The following is a 13,205-nucleotide window of genomic DNA, read 5'->3' on the forward strand; positions in this document are numbered from 1 at the left end:
TTCGGCCGACAAATTGATTCGCTCAACAACATGAGCGGAGCGCCGATGGACGCAAACGACGCGGACCCGGCGCGCCTTGCGGCACGGCGGGTCCGTGGAGGAGGTGATGCGAACGGCGCGCGAATCCGCCGTCAGATGGCGTGCCGGCCGGGATCGCGCGCGCGGCCGATAAGAATCTTTTCGGTGGTGATTTCGACCGGCACATCCAGGATCAGGCTGACGTCCCGCGCGAACAATTCCGGGGCGTCCAGCTGATACTGGCCGATCAGGCGCTGATCCCGCAGCGCGGGATCGACGATGACGATGGTGCGCGGGCTGTAGCGGTTGAAATCGGCCACCGCTTCGCCCAGCGTCTGGCGCGTCAGCACCAGTTTGCCTTCGCGCCAGGCGAGGCGGCGGTTCACCTCGTCGGGCTGGCGCGTCACGGGGATCGCCTTGGCGTCCCGGGCCAGGAATGCGTGTTCGCCGGCGTTGACCAGGCGCCGCGCCGCCGTGCCGTCGCGGCTCCAGACTTCGACCGTGCCTTCCGTGACCAGCACTTCCGATCCGGCCGCCAGCCGCCGGACGGAAAACGCGGTGCCGACGGCACGGATCAGGGCGTCGCCGGCGGCGACGATGAACGGCTTCGATTTATCCTTGGCCACTTCGAACCACGCTTCGCCTTTGCGCAGGTTGATCCTGCGCTGGTGTCGGGTAAAGGCAACTTCAATCTGGCTGCCGCTGTTGATGCTGGCGATCGACTTATCCTGCAGCGGGACACGGCGGAATTCGCCTTTCGCCGTGCTCAGGACCGTGCCCTGATGCAGCGCCGCATAGCCGAACGTGCCGGCCACCGCCGCCATGCTCGCGGCCAGGCCGCCCAGCACCAGGTTGCGGCGCCGGGACAATACGCGGCCGCGCGTGTTTTCCGCGGCGGGAACGACGTGGTCGCCGGTCGCGATATGCATCGCGTTCTCGATCGCCTGGGCCCGCGCATACGCGCCCCGGTGCCGGATATCCGCCGCGTACCACGCGTCGAATGCCGCCATGTCGGCACGGTCCAAGGCGCGCATCCGTCGGCGCACAACCCATGCGAAGGCTTCGTTATCGATCTCTGACATTGCTCGTCTTTACCGCACGTTTGGGTGCCGCCACCTGGCGGTCGCCATCGGCCCGCGCCATGCCGTGTTTGGAAATCATTTCCGACATCAGCCGCATCCCGCGCATCATTTCGTGTTCGACGACGCTGTCGGTCAGGCCCAGCGTTTCCGCCGTCTCGTTCTGCGACATGCCGTGCACGCGGCGCGCGCGGAATACCGATTTGCACCGGTCCGGCAGATTGCCGATCAGGCCGAACACCCATTTCAATTCCTCGCGCGCGAACACCACGCGCTCCGGCGACGGCGCGGTATCCGCGACGTCCAGGTCTTCCAGGTTGGCCATGGTTTCGATGCTGACGACCGCATCGCGGCGGATGCGGTCGAGCACGATGTTCTTCGCCGTGCGGAAGACGAACGGTTTCGGATTCAGGACATGGCCGAGGTCCGGCATGACGAGGATCCGGTAGCAGGTCTCCTGGATCACGTCGTCGATTTCCGCGGCGTTGACGCAGACACGGCGCAGCATGCCGCGCAGCTCCGCCTCGTGCGGCAGAAAGTTTATTGTCAGCCAGTCAATGACTTCGTTATCCATGCGGTTGCTCATCCGTGGTCCCTATCTGTTAAGACGAACGCCATGAACATTTCCTCAAGATTTTTTCAGGGGCTGTCGACAAGCGTGCCGGCGATCGTCACCCGGGTCAGCACGACGTTGCGGGCGTTGTGGAGGTAGATGGGTTCCTTGCCGTTGCGCGGCGTGCCGAAATCGCAGTCGGTGAGCGTGACGTTCGATACCGGCGGGATGGGCGTGCCGGCCGGCCCGTTGAAGCTGGACGCGACCGGCCCCAGGATCACCACCGCCTGGCGGCACGAGAACGCGCCGTCGGCCAGCCGCACGTTCCCCGCGCGCAGGTTGGCGATGTGGATGTCCGACACCGCGGTCGGACGCGTGCGCACGGCGTCGTCGCCGGCCGCGTAGTCGCAGTCGATGGTGACGATGGCGCCGCCGCCGGTGGCGATGCCCGGGCGCGGGCGCGCGTCCACGCCGTTCGGCACGGTCACGTCGCGTACGTACAGGTGGCGCAGGAAGCCGCCGCGGTTCATGTTGGCCTTCAGGCGGATCGCCGACCCGAGCGGCTCGGTGGCCCAGTGCGCGTTGCGGAACTCGATGCGCTGCGCGTACACGTGCTCGATCCCGCCCGCCATCTCGCTGCCGAGCGTGATGCCGCCATGGCCGCTGTTCATCACGCTGTCCTGGATGACCACGTTGCGCGTGGCGCCGTATTGCGTGTCGCGGTTCTTGCCGGACTTGATCGCGATGCAGTCGTCGCCCGTGTTGAAGGTACAGCGGTCGACCAGCACCGTATCGCACGACTCGGGATCGAAGCCGTCGTTGTTCGGCCCCAGGCTTTCCATGTTCACCCGGCTGATGCGCAGGTTGCGGCACGCCACCGGGTGGTGCTGCCAGAACGGCGCGTCGACGACCTGGTAGTTTTCCAGCAGGACGTCGGTGCAGCCGATCAGTTCGATCATGCAGGGGCGCAGGTAATGGCCGATGCCGAAGATGCGGCGCGCCACCGGGACGCCCGCTTCCGACAGCGCGGGCAGGTAGCGCGGGTCGCCGTTCCAGCGCGGGTGCGTGCCCTGGATCAGCGCGCGCTGCTCCGGCGTCAGCCACGGGGCCACCGTCGCCAGCGGCGCATTCAGCGGATTCACGGTGGCCGCGTTGACCCGGCCCTCCTTGCGGTCGACCCAGTCCCACCACGGACCCGTGCCGGCGCCCGCGTCGACGCCGGCCTGGCCGTTCAACACGCTGGTCCAGTCCTCGCCCGTCAGCGCGATGTTCGTCTGGTTGAAGGCGTACACCAGTGGCGAATAGTTCAGGAGGTCGTTGCCCTGCCAGCGCGACAGCACGAGCCGGCCCGCCGGCCCGCAGTCGATGTCGCCGTATTTCGCGTAGTCGGCCGGGTCGGCGCTGAAATAGATCTGCGCGTTCGCGGCCAGGTGCACGTGCACGTTCGAGCGCAGCACGATCGGCCCCTTGCAGTACCAGTTGCCGGCCGGGACCAGCACGCGGCCGCCGCCCGCCTTGGCGGCAGCGGCGATGGCGGCGGCGATCGCCGGGTAGCAGTCGGCGGCGCCGGGCGCGGGCGTCAGCACGTCTCTGCGCCGGCTGCGCCAAGCGGATGTTGCCGGCACCAGCGCGCAGGGTTTGGCGCCGAACGCGGTGATCGCGACGTCGCGGTCGGGGAAGACGAGGGGACGCATGCAGCGCTCGACGATGCCCTGCGCGCGCTGCCACGGATCGTCCGGCGCCGGCGCCGGCGCCGGTACGGCCACCGCGGCGGCGCGGGCGGTGAGCAGCGCGCCCGCGACCGTCGCGCCGTGCAGGAAGCGGCGGCGTCTCATGGCAGGGGCTTGAAGCCTTCGGCGTGCACGACCCAGCTGCCGTCCGTCGGGAAGCCCGGCGCCGGGTGCGCCGGCGCGCCGTCCCAGCCGCCCGCCATCATCGCCACGGCGGCCAGCAGCGCGCCGTTGCCGGGCAGGTAGACCGGCAGTTTCGTATTCGGATTGTGGCCCGCCTGGGTATAGCCGTTGTTCGGGCCGTCCGACTTGAGCAGCACGCCGACCGCCGCCTCCGGTTCGCCCAGCCGCGCCGCCGTCATCGCGATCATCGGGTAGTCCCAGCCCCAGATCTTGGTCTTCCAGTCCCAGCTCGCGAGCACTGCGTGCAGCGTGCGGCGCATCGTTTCGCGGTCGACGCCGTCGCCCGGCAACTGGCCCAGCGCCATCAGGAACGACGGGTGGTCGTGGCGGCTGTCGATGTTGTCCCAGGTGTCCGGATGCGATTCCAGCGCCACGTACTTGCCGTCCTTCTGCGGCAGCGCCGACAAGTGGGTGCGCTTGTTTTCCCAGTCGGGATCGCGCGCGAGGCCGAGACGCTCGCGCCATTCCTGCGCGATCTCCAGGCCGCGCGCCCAGTAGCTCAGTTCATACGTCGGATTCATGCTGGTGCGCTGGTCGTAGATCTCCTGCGCGATCCACAGCGGCGGCCCGAGCACCCAGCGCTTGTTGGCGGCGTCCCAGTGCAGCATCGACGCCATGCACTGCGCCGTCTCGAACACGAGGTCGCGGTAGCGCTCCAGCGTCGCGCGCGTGGGATTGTCGCGGTACAGCAGCTCGGCCAGGTGGATGGAATGCGGCTGGTTCCACACGATCAGCGGATTCCCGCCCGGGCTTTCGCGGCCTTCGGGCCCGGTCATCTTCATCCAGCGCGCACCTTGCAGGCCGCGCTCCTGCGCGACGGCGCGGGCCTGCGGGAGCGTGCGCCGGAACCAGTCCAGCGTGCGCGCCGTGAACTCGGGCCGGCCCCACAGCGCGAAGTGGGCCGTGTGCCACCACACCATCTCGGTATGGTGCTTGCCGTACCAGGTGGACGTCGTCAGCCCGCTTTCCGACGCGGGCGTCGTGTCGCCCAGCTGGATCGCCGTCAGGTATTGCGACAGCACGACGCGGCGTTCCAGTTCCGCCGCGCGCGGGTCGGTGCTGCCGCTGAAATCGACCGCGGCGCCGCTGCGCCAGAAGCGCTCCCAGTACGCCCCGCTGGCCTGGACGACGGCGGCCGCCTCGTGCGCGGCCGGGCGGCCCTCCCGCGCGAAGGAGATCGTCAGCTCGAGCGTGTCGCCCGACCGGGGCGTGATCTCGAACACGTGGGGCCCGGGATGCGCGATCGTCAACGGCGTGCCGCTCGCCAGCGTCAGCGCGTAGCGCGCCGCGTCGCGCACGTGTTCGAGCACCAGCGTGCGGTCGGTCTGCGCAAGGACCGTGGTGCGGTGCCCGTCCGGGTGCGACCAGTCGAGCGGCGGGTTGTGGTGGTCGGCCATCGTGTAGCCATAGGGCAGGGCGATGCGCACCGCGATGCGGCCGCTGGCCAGCAGCGGCGACCGGATGCGCAGGGCGAGCGTATCGCTGTCCGGATCGACGGCGCTGCTGACGCTCACGGGCTGGCCCAGCAGCCGCACGCGGCTGTCCAGGCGGCCGCGCCACATGTCGAGGCGCTGGTCGACGCCGCTCACGTCCGCGGCGGTCAGCTTGCGCGCGCCGGCGCCCGCGAGCACGAAGCCGATCTGCGGCAGCGGTTGCAGGTGCGGGTTCTCGCGCAGCCACTGGCCCGCGGGGGATTTCGTATTGGTCGGGTAGCCGACCGTGCGTCCCCAGGCGGTGTAGTCGCGGTTCGCGTCGGCCAGCTTGTAGCCGTGCGGGTTCGGGTCCTCATGCCAGGACCAGCGCGCCTGGGTCTCGGTCGGCGTGCCCTTGTCGTGGTACAGGTCCGGCAGCGATTGCAGGCCCGTCACGTCGGCCGTGAACGCGAAGCGGCCGTTGCCCACGCTGAGCGGCGCCATCGGGTCGATTGCCGTGAGGTGCGGATCGTGGCGTTCGACGAGGGCGCGGCGGTCGATCGGGGCCGGCGCCGACGCGGCCGCCGCGTGCGCATCCACCAGGGCAAACAGCAGCGCCATGCCGGCGACTTTCGTGATGGACCGGATCATCCCTGCTTCTCCTGTGCGGCGACGGTGAAGGACCCCGGCGGCAGGCCGTCCACGCGGCTGTCGCGGCCCAGCGCCACTGGGGCATTGGCGGGCAGGCGCAGCGTCGTGCGGGAAAAGCGCCAGTCGCGGGCGTCGCGGATGTAGCCGCCGCTGCCCGCCTCGATGTCGATGCCGTCGAAGCTGAAGCGCTGCAGCGGCGCCTGCGCGAACGCGGCGATCTCGAACGCGGTCTTCGCGCCTGCGGCCTTGACGTTCCAGATTTTCACGTCGTGGAAGCGCGCGATGCCTTGTTCCGGCGGGACCGGCGTCGCCATCACCTTCCAGTGCGCCGGCACGTCCTTGACGTCGGGCGGAATGCTGGCGTAGCTGTATGCGGGGTTCCAGTTCATGTTGACGCGCATGACGACCGGCGTGCCCTGCATCGTGATGTCGTGCAGGCGGATGTCCTCGCCCCAGCCGCCGCGCGTGTGCGCCGACTTGAACAGGATGCCGACCGGCGTGTTGCGGTCGAACGCCAGGTTGTAGGCCTCGATGTTGCGAAAGCCGCCCGAGGTCTCGCTGCCGAACACGATGCCGCCCTTCGACGCGCGCACCTTGACGTCGTGGATCACCACGTCCTCGGTCGGCCGGTTCACGCGCAGGCCGTCGGCGTCGCGACCCGCCTTCAGCACCAGCGCATCGTCGTTGACGGCGATGTCCGCGTTCGCCACCACCACCTTGCGCGAGGAATCGATGTCGATGCCGTCGGTGGACGGCCCGTGGCCTTCCGCGTTGTTGTCGATCGTGACGCCGTCCACCGTCACGTCGTTCGAGTAGCAGACGTGCACCGTCCAGAAGCCGGAACGGCGCAGCAGCAGGCCGCCGCCGACCTTCACGGCGGACGAGTCGTACACCTGCACGAGGCGCGGGCGGCCCGCGTCGTAGTCCGACGCCCAGCGCAGGCCGCGCGGCTCGTAGGCTTTGCGCAGCGCCCAGTAGCGCTCCCAGAACACCTTGCCGTCGCCATCGATCGTGCCCGCGCCGACGATCGCCGCGTGTGTCTGCCGGTAGATATTGACGAGCGCCGCCGGCCAGCGCATCTCGATGCCGGCAATCCGCGACGGCAGCACGGGATAGTCGTCGAGATTGCGCGACCCCAGCAAGGTGACGCCCTTGTCGAGCTTCAGCGTCACGCCGGATTTCACGAAGATGGCGCCGGTCAGGTAGGTCCCGTCCGGGAACACGACGGTGCCGCCCTTCGTCGCGGCGGCGTCGATCGCGCGCTGGATCGCGCCGGTGTTCAGCGTCGTGCCGTCGCCCTTGCCGCCGTAGTCGCGGACGTTGAAGTCGGCCGCGAGGCCGTGGGTGGTCACGAATGCGAGGGCGGCGGCGATGAGCGCTGGCTTCATGCGGGATTTCCTTGGTGAGGGCGGTCTTTAATAAATTGTGAACGCAGTGTAGATCGCGTTCGCCCGGTGCGGGCGCAAAAAGCCGTTTTGCTCACGAAAGTGATCGGTTGGCGTGGTGGCATACCCCGCGCGCTCGATGCAGCGCCGGGCCAGCACGAGTGTCGGATCGACGAGGTCCACGGCCACGCCGCCGGCATCGAACCCGGCCTGAGCGGGCAGCACCAGCGGCAGCTCGGTGCAGCCGAGGATGATCACGCCGGCCCCGCGCCCCGCGAGTTCGCCGATGGCCGCCGCCAGGTCGTCGCGGCAGGGACCCGTCGTGTGACCGGCCTTGACGCCATGTTCGCCGTAGATCGCCCCCATCACACGCCGCTGGCCGGCGTCGGACGGCACGATCAGCTCGAACGGCGCGGCGCGCGCGGCCGCGTGATAGACGCCGCTCGCGATGGTGCCGGTCGTCGCGAGCAGGCCCACGGTGCGGCAGTCCGGATAATGGCGGACGATGTGCCCGACGGTTTCGTCCAGCATGTGCACGACGGGGACGGCGAGCCGCGGCTGGATGCGCGGCAGGTAGGCGTGCGCCGTGTTGCAGGGGACGGCGATCAGCGTGGCGCCGTTCGATTCGAGGCGCCGGCATGCCGCGTACAGCGCCAGCAGCGGGTCGGCGCCGCCGCCGACGAGGTGGGCGGTGCGGTCGGGAATGCGCGGGTTATGGTCGACGATGATGGGTAGATGGTCCTGGTCGCGCCGCGCGCGGGTGTGCGCGACGACCTTGCCGAGGAAGTCGACGGTGGCGGCCGGCCCGATGCCGCCGACGACGCCCAGCCGGGCCGGCGGGGCTGGCGCGGGCGTCGTGTCGGCGCGCACGGCGTAGTCGAGGTACACCTGCAGCGTGTCGACGACCCCGAAGCCGGAGCGCCGCAGCGCGCCGGCCGCCAGCGCGAACTCGCTGGCGCCGGCCAGGATCACGTCGGCGCCGCGCGCCACGAGGTCGGCGCAGGCCGCGCGCAGCAGGTCGAGCGCGGCGGCGCCCAGGCCCCGGCATTGCAGGCCGGCGGGGCCATACAGCGCGGGCATGACGCAGCCGGCCTGGCTTGCCGCGCCGGGATGCAGTATCGTGAAGCCGTGCGGCCCGAGCGCCGTCTCGAACAGGCGGGCGCGCCGCACGTGGTCGCTGGTGAGCACGCCGATGCGCGTGCCGCGGCGGTAGGCCGAGGTGCAATGCGCGCGCAGGGCGTCCATCATACCGACGAACGGGCGCCGTGTTTCCGGCTGCAGTTCGGGCAGGAAGGTTTGGCTGATGAAGCAGGGCAGCATGATGCGCGCGGCGCCGCGCTCGCACAGCTGCAGCGCCATGTCGTGTACGTACAGCTTGCGCTGGTCCGGTTCGGCCTGGGTGCCATGGCCGTGCGGCGCGCGCTCGAACAGCACCGTGCGTGCCGGATCGGTGTCGAGCCGCCGCGCCAGGCAGGCGCGCAGGTCGGCGCCCCCGATGCGGCCGAGGCCTGCGATCACGCCGAGAGAGCCGGTCGTGGGATGCATGTCGTTCCTTGTCGCTTTGTTTGTACAATCCAGAGCTTGAGGCGGGTGCGGCCTGGGCGTATGAAAGTTGGGACTGGCGTCATGCCGGCGCGGACTGAGGGGGCTGTTTTGGACATCAGGTGGATCGAGGACTTTCTGAGCCTGGCGCAGACGCGCAGCTTTTCGCGTTCGGCCGAGGAGCGCGGGATCACGCAATCGGCGCTGAGCAAGCGGATCCGCGCGCTCGAGCAATGGGTCGGCACGGACCTGATCGACCGGCGCGGCTTTCCGATGGGGTTGACGCCGGCCGGCGCGCTATTCGCGCATGCTGCGCGCGACGGCGTGAAGGCGTTGACGGACGCGCGCGCCGCGCTGCGCAAGGAAGAGCGCGGCCGGCGGCTGCTGCGCATCGCGGCCGGGCATACGCTGGCGCAGGGGTTCGTGGCGCGCTGGCTGCGCGCGGTCGGGCCGGTGGGCGCAAGCATCCAGGCCGTCAACGTGCACGACGCCGTGCTCGCGCTGATGGAGGGCGAGTGCGACCTGCTGGTGTGCTACGACCATCCCGACCTGCCGCTCGTCGTCGACCGCGACCAGTTCGCGTGCGTCCCCGCGGGCACCGAATCGCTGGTGCCCGTGTCGGCGCCGGCGCGTTCGGGCGCGCCGCTGTTCGCGCTGCCCGGCGGCGCCGCCAGTCCGGTCCCGCTGCTCGCCTACGGCAACGATTCGTATTTCGGCCGCGTCGTCGACTACCTGACGGCGCGGACGTCGCCGGGCGCCCTCGCGCGCGCCTGCGAATCCGACATGGCCGACGTGCTGAAGGCGCTCGCGCTGACCGGGCAGGGCCTCGCTTGGCTGCCGGCGAGCGCGATCGGCGGCGAATTGGCGCAAGGGCGGCTCGTGCCAGCGGGCGGCGCGGCATGGCGGCTCGAGCTGGAGATCCTGTTCGTGTTCGCGAAATCGAACGGCCACGTGCGCGACCTGATTGCGGGCGGCGCCGGCGCCGGCGCCGGCCGGCCGTGACGGCGGCGGCGCCGGCCCGTACGCATGCCTTCAGCGCGGCGCCGTGTTCTTTGGGGCCGGTCCTTCGGTAGCCCGGCGTGCGGCCGCCATGCTCGTGTGCTTCGCCAGGGCGAGAAAATTGTTCACCTTCGCCGACGCATCCGCTTCGCGCGACGCCAGCGCCAGTTGCGTGACGGCCTTGGCGTCGGTGATGTCCACGTACACCGCGCCTTCCGCATGGATCTGGCCGACCGACGCCGGGACGATCGACACGCCGAACTCCGCGGACACGAGGTTGACCACGGACGACAGCTGCGGCGCCTGCTGGCCCAGCAGCGGTTCGAAGCCCGCCTGGCGGCACGCGGACAGGACTTCATCATGCAGCATCGGGCTCGCGACTCGGGGAATCAGGATGAACGGTTCGCCGGCGAGGGCCGACAAGGGAATCCGGCGCCGTTTTGCCAACGGGTGCGCGGCCGGCAGCACGGCCTTGAACTGTTCGCTGGCGATCTGGTGCAACGCGACGCCGGCGAACGAGTGCGTGCCGGGGCGCAGCAGCGCCAGATCGAGCCTGCCGTCGGCCAGCAATTCCAGCAGTCGCGCCGACCTGTCCTCGGTGAGCGTGAGGCCGACGCCGGGATAGGCGCTGCGGTACGCCCGGATCAGCGACCTGACGATCGGGTGGAAGGTCGCGGACGCGGTCAGTCCCAGGTTCAGGTGGCCGGTCTCGCCGCGTCCCGCGCGCTGCGCATTCAAAAACGCGTCCTGCGCGTCGTTCAGCAGGCGCTTGGCGTCGATGAGCAGCGTCTTGCCGGCTTCGGTCGGTACCACGCCGTGGCCCGTGCGGTGAAACAGCTGCACGTCGAGTTCGCGCTCGAGCGCGATGATCTGCTGGCTCAGCGGCGGCTGGCCAATCCCGAGCCGCTCGGCCGCCCGGGTGACGTTGCCTTCCTCCGCGACCGCGATGAAATAACGCAGATGTCGTAGTTCCATGCCGGTATCTGTTTTAAATATGGATTCAAAACGATCCATATATTGGACAGTATAGCCGTTCTTTACGATAATGAGTGTTTCATCCCTCCAACCCACCATGGAAGCTGTGCCAATGTCCGAAGCTTTGCAAAAACGAAGGCAGCCGATCCGTAATGTGAGCATTACGGACATCACGATGAATTACAAGCAGCCGCCGTCAGCCATCGTGTCGATCCTGCACCGTATCAGCGGCTTCGTGCTGTTCCTCTTCCTGCCGTTCCTGCTCTACCTGTTCGAGCAGAGCGTCCGTTCCGAGATCTCGTTTGCGCACTTCGCCGGGATCGTCAGCCATCCGTTCACGAAGATCGTCATCCTAGGCCTGTCCTGGGGTTACCTGCACCACTTCTGCGCCGGCATCCGCCACCTGTTCATGGACAACCACATGGCCCTCGACAAGGACGCCGCGCAGCGCACCGCGCGCTGGGTGCTGGTCGTCAGCCTGGCCCTGACCCTGCTGGTCGCCCTCAAACTGTTCGGAGTGTTTTAATCATGGCTACCCCCAACAACATCGGACAGCGCCGCCTCGTCGTCGGCGCGCACTACGGCATGCGCGACTGGCTCGCGCAGCGCGTCACCGCCATCGTGATGGTCGTGTTTACCGTCATCCTGCTGGTCTCGTTCCTGACCGGGCAGAATTTCACCTACGAAGGCTGGGCCGGCCTGTTCGCCCGCCAGTGGTTCAAGCTTTTCACGATGGTCACGTTCTTCGGCCTGTTCTACCACGTGTGGGTCGGCATCCGTGACATCTGGATGGACTACGTCAAACCGGTCGGCATCCGCCTGACCCTGCAGATCGCCACGGTGCTCTGGCTGCTCGCCTGCGCCGCCTGGACTGTGCAAATTCTCTGGAGCGTGTAATCGTGGCAGCAATCAAACCCGCAATCCCCGTCCGTCATTTCGACGTGGTCATCGTCGGCGCCGGCGGATCCGGCCTGCGCGCCGCACTGCAGTTGTCCGAAGCCGGCCTGAATGTGGCCGTGCTGTCGAAAGTCTTCCCGACCCGTTCGCACACCGTCGCCGCACAGGGCGGCATCGGCGCCGCGCTCGGCAACATGTCGGAAGACGACTGGTTCTGGCACATGTTCGACACCGTCAAGGGCGGCGACTACCTGGGCGACCAGGACGCCATCGAATTCATGTGCCGCGAAGCGCCGAAGGTCGTGTACGAGCTCGAACACTTCGGCATGCCGTTCGACCGCAACCCGGACGGCACGATTTATCAACGTCCGTTCGGTGGCCACACCGCCAACTTCGGCGAGAAGCCGGTGCAGCGCGCCTGCGCCGCCGCCGACCGTACCGGCCACGCGCTGCTGCACACGCTGTACCAGCGTAACGTCCGCTCGCGCACGCACTTCTTCGTCGAGTGGCAGGCGCTGGACCTGGTCCGTAATGCCGACGGCGACGTCCTCGGCGTCGTCGCGCTGGAAATGGAAACGGGCGACGTCATGATGCTGCAGGCGAAAACGACCGTGTTCGCCACGGGCGGCGCGGGCCGTATCTTCGCCGCGTCGACCAATGCCTTCATCAACACCGGCGACGGCCTGGGCATGGCGGCGCGTGCCGGCATCCCGCTGCAGGACATGGAGTTCTGGCAGTTCCACCCGACCGGTGTGGCCGGCGCGGGCGTGCTGATCACGGAAGGCGTGCGCGGCGAGGGCGGCATCCTGATCAACTCGAACGGCGAACGTTTCATGGAGCGCTACGCCCCGACGCTGAAAGACCTGGCGCCGCGCGACTTCGTGTCGCGCTCGATGGACCAGGAAATCAAGGAAGGCCGCGGCGTCGGCCCGAACAAGGACCACGTGCTGCTCGACCTGCGCCACATCGGCGCGGACACGATCCGCAAGCGCCTGCCGTCGATCCTGGAAATCGGCCACAAGTTCGCCAACGTCGACGCGACCAAGGAACCGATCCCGGTCGTCCCGACCATCCACTACCAGATGGGCGGCATCCCGACCAACATCCACGGCCAGGTCGTCACCCCGGACGGCACCGGTTCGCAGAAAGTGGTCAATGGCCTGTACGCGATCGGCGAATGCTCGTGCGTGTCGGTGCACGGCGCGAACCGTCTCGGCACGAACTCGCTCTTGGATCTGGTGGTGTTCGGCCGCGCGGCCGGCAACCACATCGTCGCGCAGAACCTGAAGGAGCAGGGCAACCGCGCGCTGCCGGCGGACTTCGCCGACTACGCGCTGGGCCGCCTGAACCGCCTGGAAAACTCGACCGGTGGCGAAAAGGTGCAGGACGTGGCCAACGCGATCCGCGCCACGATGCAGAAGCACTGCGGCGTGTTCCGTACGCAGGCGCTGATGGACGAGGGCGTGCGCGAGATCATGGCGCTGGACGAGCGCCGCAAGCACGTCTCGTTCAAGGACAAGTCGAAGGTGTTCAACACGGCGCGCATCGAGGCGATCGAACTGGACAACCTGATCGAAGTGGCCAAGGCGACCGTCGTGTCGGCGGCGGCGCGCAAGGAATCGCGCGGCGCCCACGCCCACAGCGATTTCGAGCACCGCGACGACGAGAACTGGATGAAGCACACGCTGTTCTACTCGGAAGGCAATCGCCTCGACTACAAGCCGGTCACGACCAAGCCGCTCACCGTCGACACGTTCAAACCGAAGCCCCGCACGTTCTAA

11 protein-coding genes are annotated in these 13,205 nt (G+C 68.6%); 4 read left to right on the forward strand and 7 right to left on the reverse strand.

What is annotated here, in order from left to right:
* Nucleotides 1-131 precede the first annotated feature (131 nt).
* From U9J41_RS25410 to cuyB, 6 genes are all read right to left on the reverse strand, one after another.
* Nucleotides 132-1,100, reverse strand: coding sequence for a FecR family protein (locus tag U9J41_RS25410; RefSeq protein WP_322404959.1), 969 nt, complete (start codon nucleotides 1,098-1,100; stop codon nucleotides 132-134).
* Nucleotides 1,084-1,671: an RNA polymerase sigma factor gene (locus U9J41_RS25415; RefSeq protein ID WP_322404960.1), complete on the reverse strand. Its 588-nt coding sequence runs from the start codon at nucleotides 1,669-1,671 to the stop codon at nucleotides 1,084-1,086. Before U9J41_RS25415 ends, U9J41_RS25410 begins: the two co-directional genes overlap by 17 nt.
* 65 nt (nucleotides 1,672-1,736) lie before the next feature.
* Entirely contained in the window at nucleotides 1,737-3,485 is a 1,749-nt protein-coding gene (locus tag U9J41_RS25420) for a glycoside hydrolase family 28 protein (RefSeq protein ID WP_322404961.1), read from the reverse strand.
* Nucleotides 3,482-5,626: a hypothetical protein gene (locus U9J41_RS25425; protein WP_322404962.1), complete on the reverse strand. Its 2,145-nt coding sequence runs from the start codon at nucleotides 5,624-5,626 to the stop codon at nucleotides 3,482-3,484. The genes U9J41_RS25420 and U9J41_RS25425 overlap by 4 nt, the downstream gene beginning before the upstream one ends.
* Nucleotides 5,623-7,014: a glycoside hydrolase family 28 protein gene (locus tag U9J41_RS25430; RefSeq protein WP_322404963.1), complete on the reverse strand. Its 1,392-nt coding sequence runs from the start codon at nucleotides 7,012-7,014 to the stop codon at nucleotides 5,623-5,625. The genes U9J41_RS25425 and U9J41_RS25430 overlap by 4 nt, the downstream gene beginning before the upstream one ends.
* A gap of 27 nt (nucleotides 7,015-7,041) precedes the next feature.
* Nucleotides 7,042-8,556: a cysteate racemase gene (cuyB, locus tag U9J41_RS25435; RefSeq protein WP_322404964.1), complete on the reverse strand. Its 1,515-nt coding sequence runs from the start codon at nucleotides 8,554-8,556 to the stop codon at nucleotides 7,042-7,044.
* Nucleotides 8,557-8,664: 108 nt separating this feature from the next.
* Here cuyB and U9J41_RS25440 point away from each other — a divergent pair, with 108 nt between their 5' ends.
* Nucleotides 8,665-9,555, forward strand: a complete 891-nt coding sequence (locus tag U9J41_RS25440; protein ID WP_322404965.1) for a LysR family transcriptional regulator — start codon at nucleotides 8,665-8,667, stop codon at nucleotides 9,553-9,555.
* A 30-nt stretch (nucleotides 9,556-9,585) separates the two neighbouring features.
* On the opposite strand, the gene U9J41_RS25445 is transcribed toward U9J41_RS25440, so the two are convergent.
* Complete coding sequence (locus tag U9J41_RS25445; protein WP_322404966.1) at nucleotides 9,586-10,527, reverse strand: LysR family transcriptional regulator; 942 nt, start codon at nucleotides 10,525-10,527, stop codon at nucleotides 9,586-9,588.
* A 112-nt stretch (nucleotides 10,528-10,639) separates the two neighbouring features.
* Between U9J41_RS25445 and sdhC the strand changes: the two genes are divergently transcribed.
* Genes sdhC through sdhA form a run of 3 tightly spaced genes read left to right on the forward strand, consistent with a single transcriptional unit; the run spans nucleotide 10,640 to nucleotide 13,205 of the window.
* The gene (gene sdhC / locus U9J41_RS25450; RefSeq protein ID WP_322404967.1) at nucleotides 10,640-11,053 is read left to right on the forward strand and encodes a succinate dehydrogenase, cytochrome b556 subunit; all 414 of its coding nucleotides are present in this window, start codon (nucleotides 10,640-10,642) and stop codon (nucleotides 11,051-11,053) included.
* Nucleotides 11,054-11,055: 2 nt separating this feature from the next.
* On the forward strand, nucleotides 11,056-11,424 hold the full coding sequence (sdhD, locus tag U9J41_RS25455; RefSeq protein WP_322404968.1) for a succinate dehydrogenase, hydrophobic membrane anchor protein: 369 nt from the start codon (nucleotides 11,056-11,058) through the stop codon (nucleotides 11,422-11,424).
* A gap of 2 nt (nucleotides 11,425-11,426) precedes the next feature.
* Nucleotides 11,427-13,205: a succinate dehydrogenase flavoprotein subunit gene (gene sdhA, locus U9J41_RS25460; protein ID WP_322404969.1), complete on the forward strand. Its 1,779-nt coding sequence runs from the start codon at nucleotides 11,427-11,429 to the stop codon at nucleotides 13,203-13,205.

The organism is Massilia luteola (genome assembly GCF_034420155.1).
GTDB lineage: Bacteria > Pseudomonadota > Gammaproteobacteria > Burkholderiales > Burkholderiaceae_D > Telluria > Telluria luteola.

Bases quoted from the DNA above. Each gene is read 5' to 3' on its own strand.
- U9J41_RS25410 (WP_322404959.1), bottom strand. From the start codon at position 1,100: ATGTCAGAGATCGATAACGAAGCCTTCGCATGGGTTGTGCGCCGACGG.
- U9J41_RS25415 (WP_322404960.1), bottom strand. From the start codon at position 1,671: ATGGATAACGAAGTCATTGACTGGCTGACAATAAACTTTCTGCCGCAC.
- U9J41_RS25420 (WP_322404961.1), bottom strand. From the start codon at position 3,485: ATGAGACGCCGCCGCTTCCTGCACGGCGCGACGGTCGCGGGCGCGCTG.
- U9J41_RS25425 (WP_322404962.1), bottom strand. From the start codon at position 5,626: ATGATCCGGTCCATCACGAAAGTCGCCGGCATGGCGCTGCTGTTTGCC.
- U9J41_RS25430 (WP_322404963.1), bottom strand. From the start codon at position 7,014: ATGAAGCCAGCGCTCATCGCCGCCGCCCTCGCATTCGTGACCACCCAC.
- cuyB (WP_322404964.1), bottom strand. From the start codon at position 8,556: ATGCATCCCACGACCGGCTCTCTCGGCGTGATCGCAGGCCTCGGCCGC.
- U9J41_RS25445 (WP_322404966.1), bottom strand. From the start codon at position 10,527: ATGGAACTACGACATCTGCGTTATTTCATCGCGGTCGCGGAGGAAGGC.
- sdhC (WP_322404967.1), top strand. From the start codon at position 10,640: ATGTCCGAAGCTTTGCAAAAACGAAGGCAGCCGATCCGTAATGTGAGC.
- sdhD (WP_322404968.1), top strand. From the start codon at position 11,056: ATGGCTACCCCCAACAACATCGGACAGCGCCGCCTCGTCGTCGGCGCG.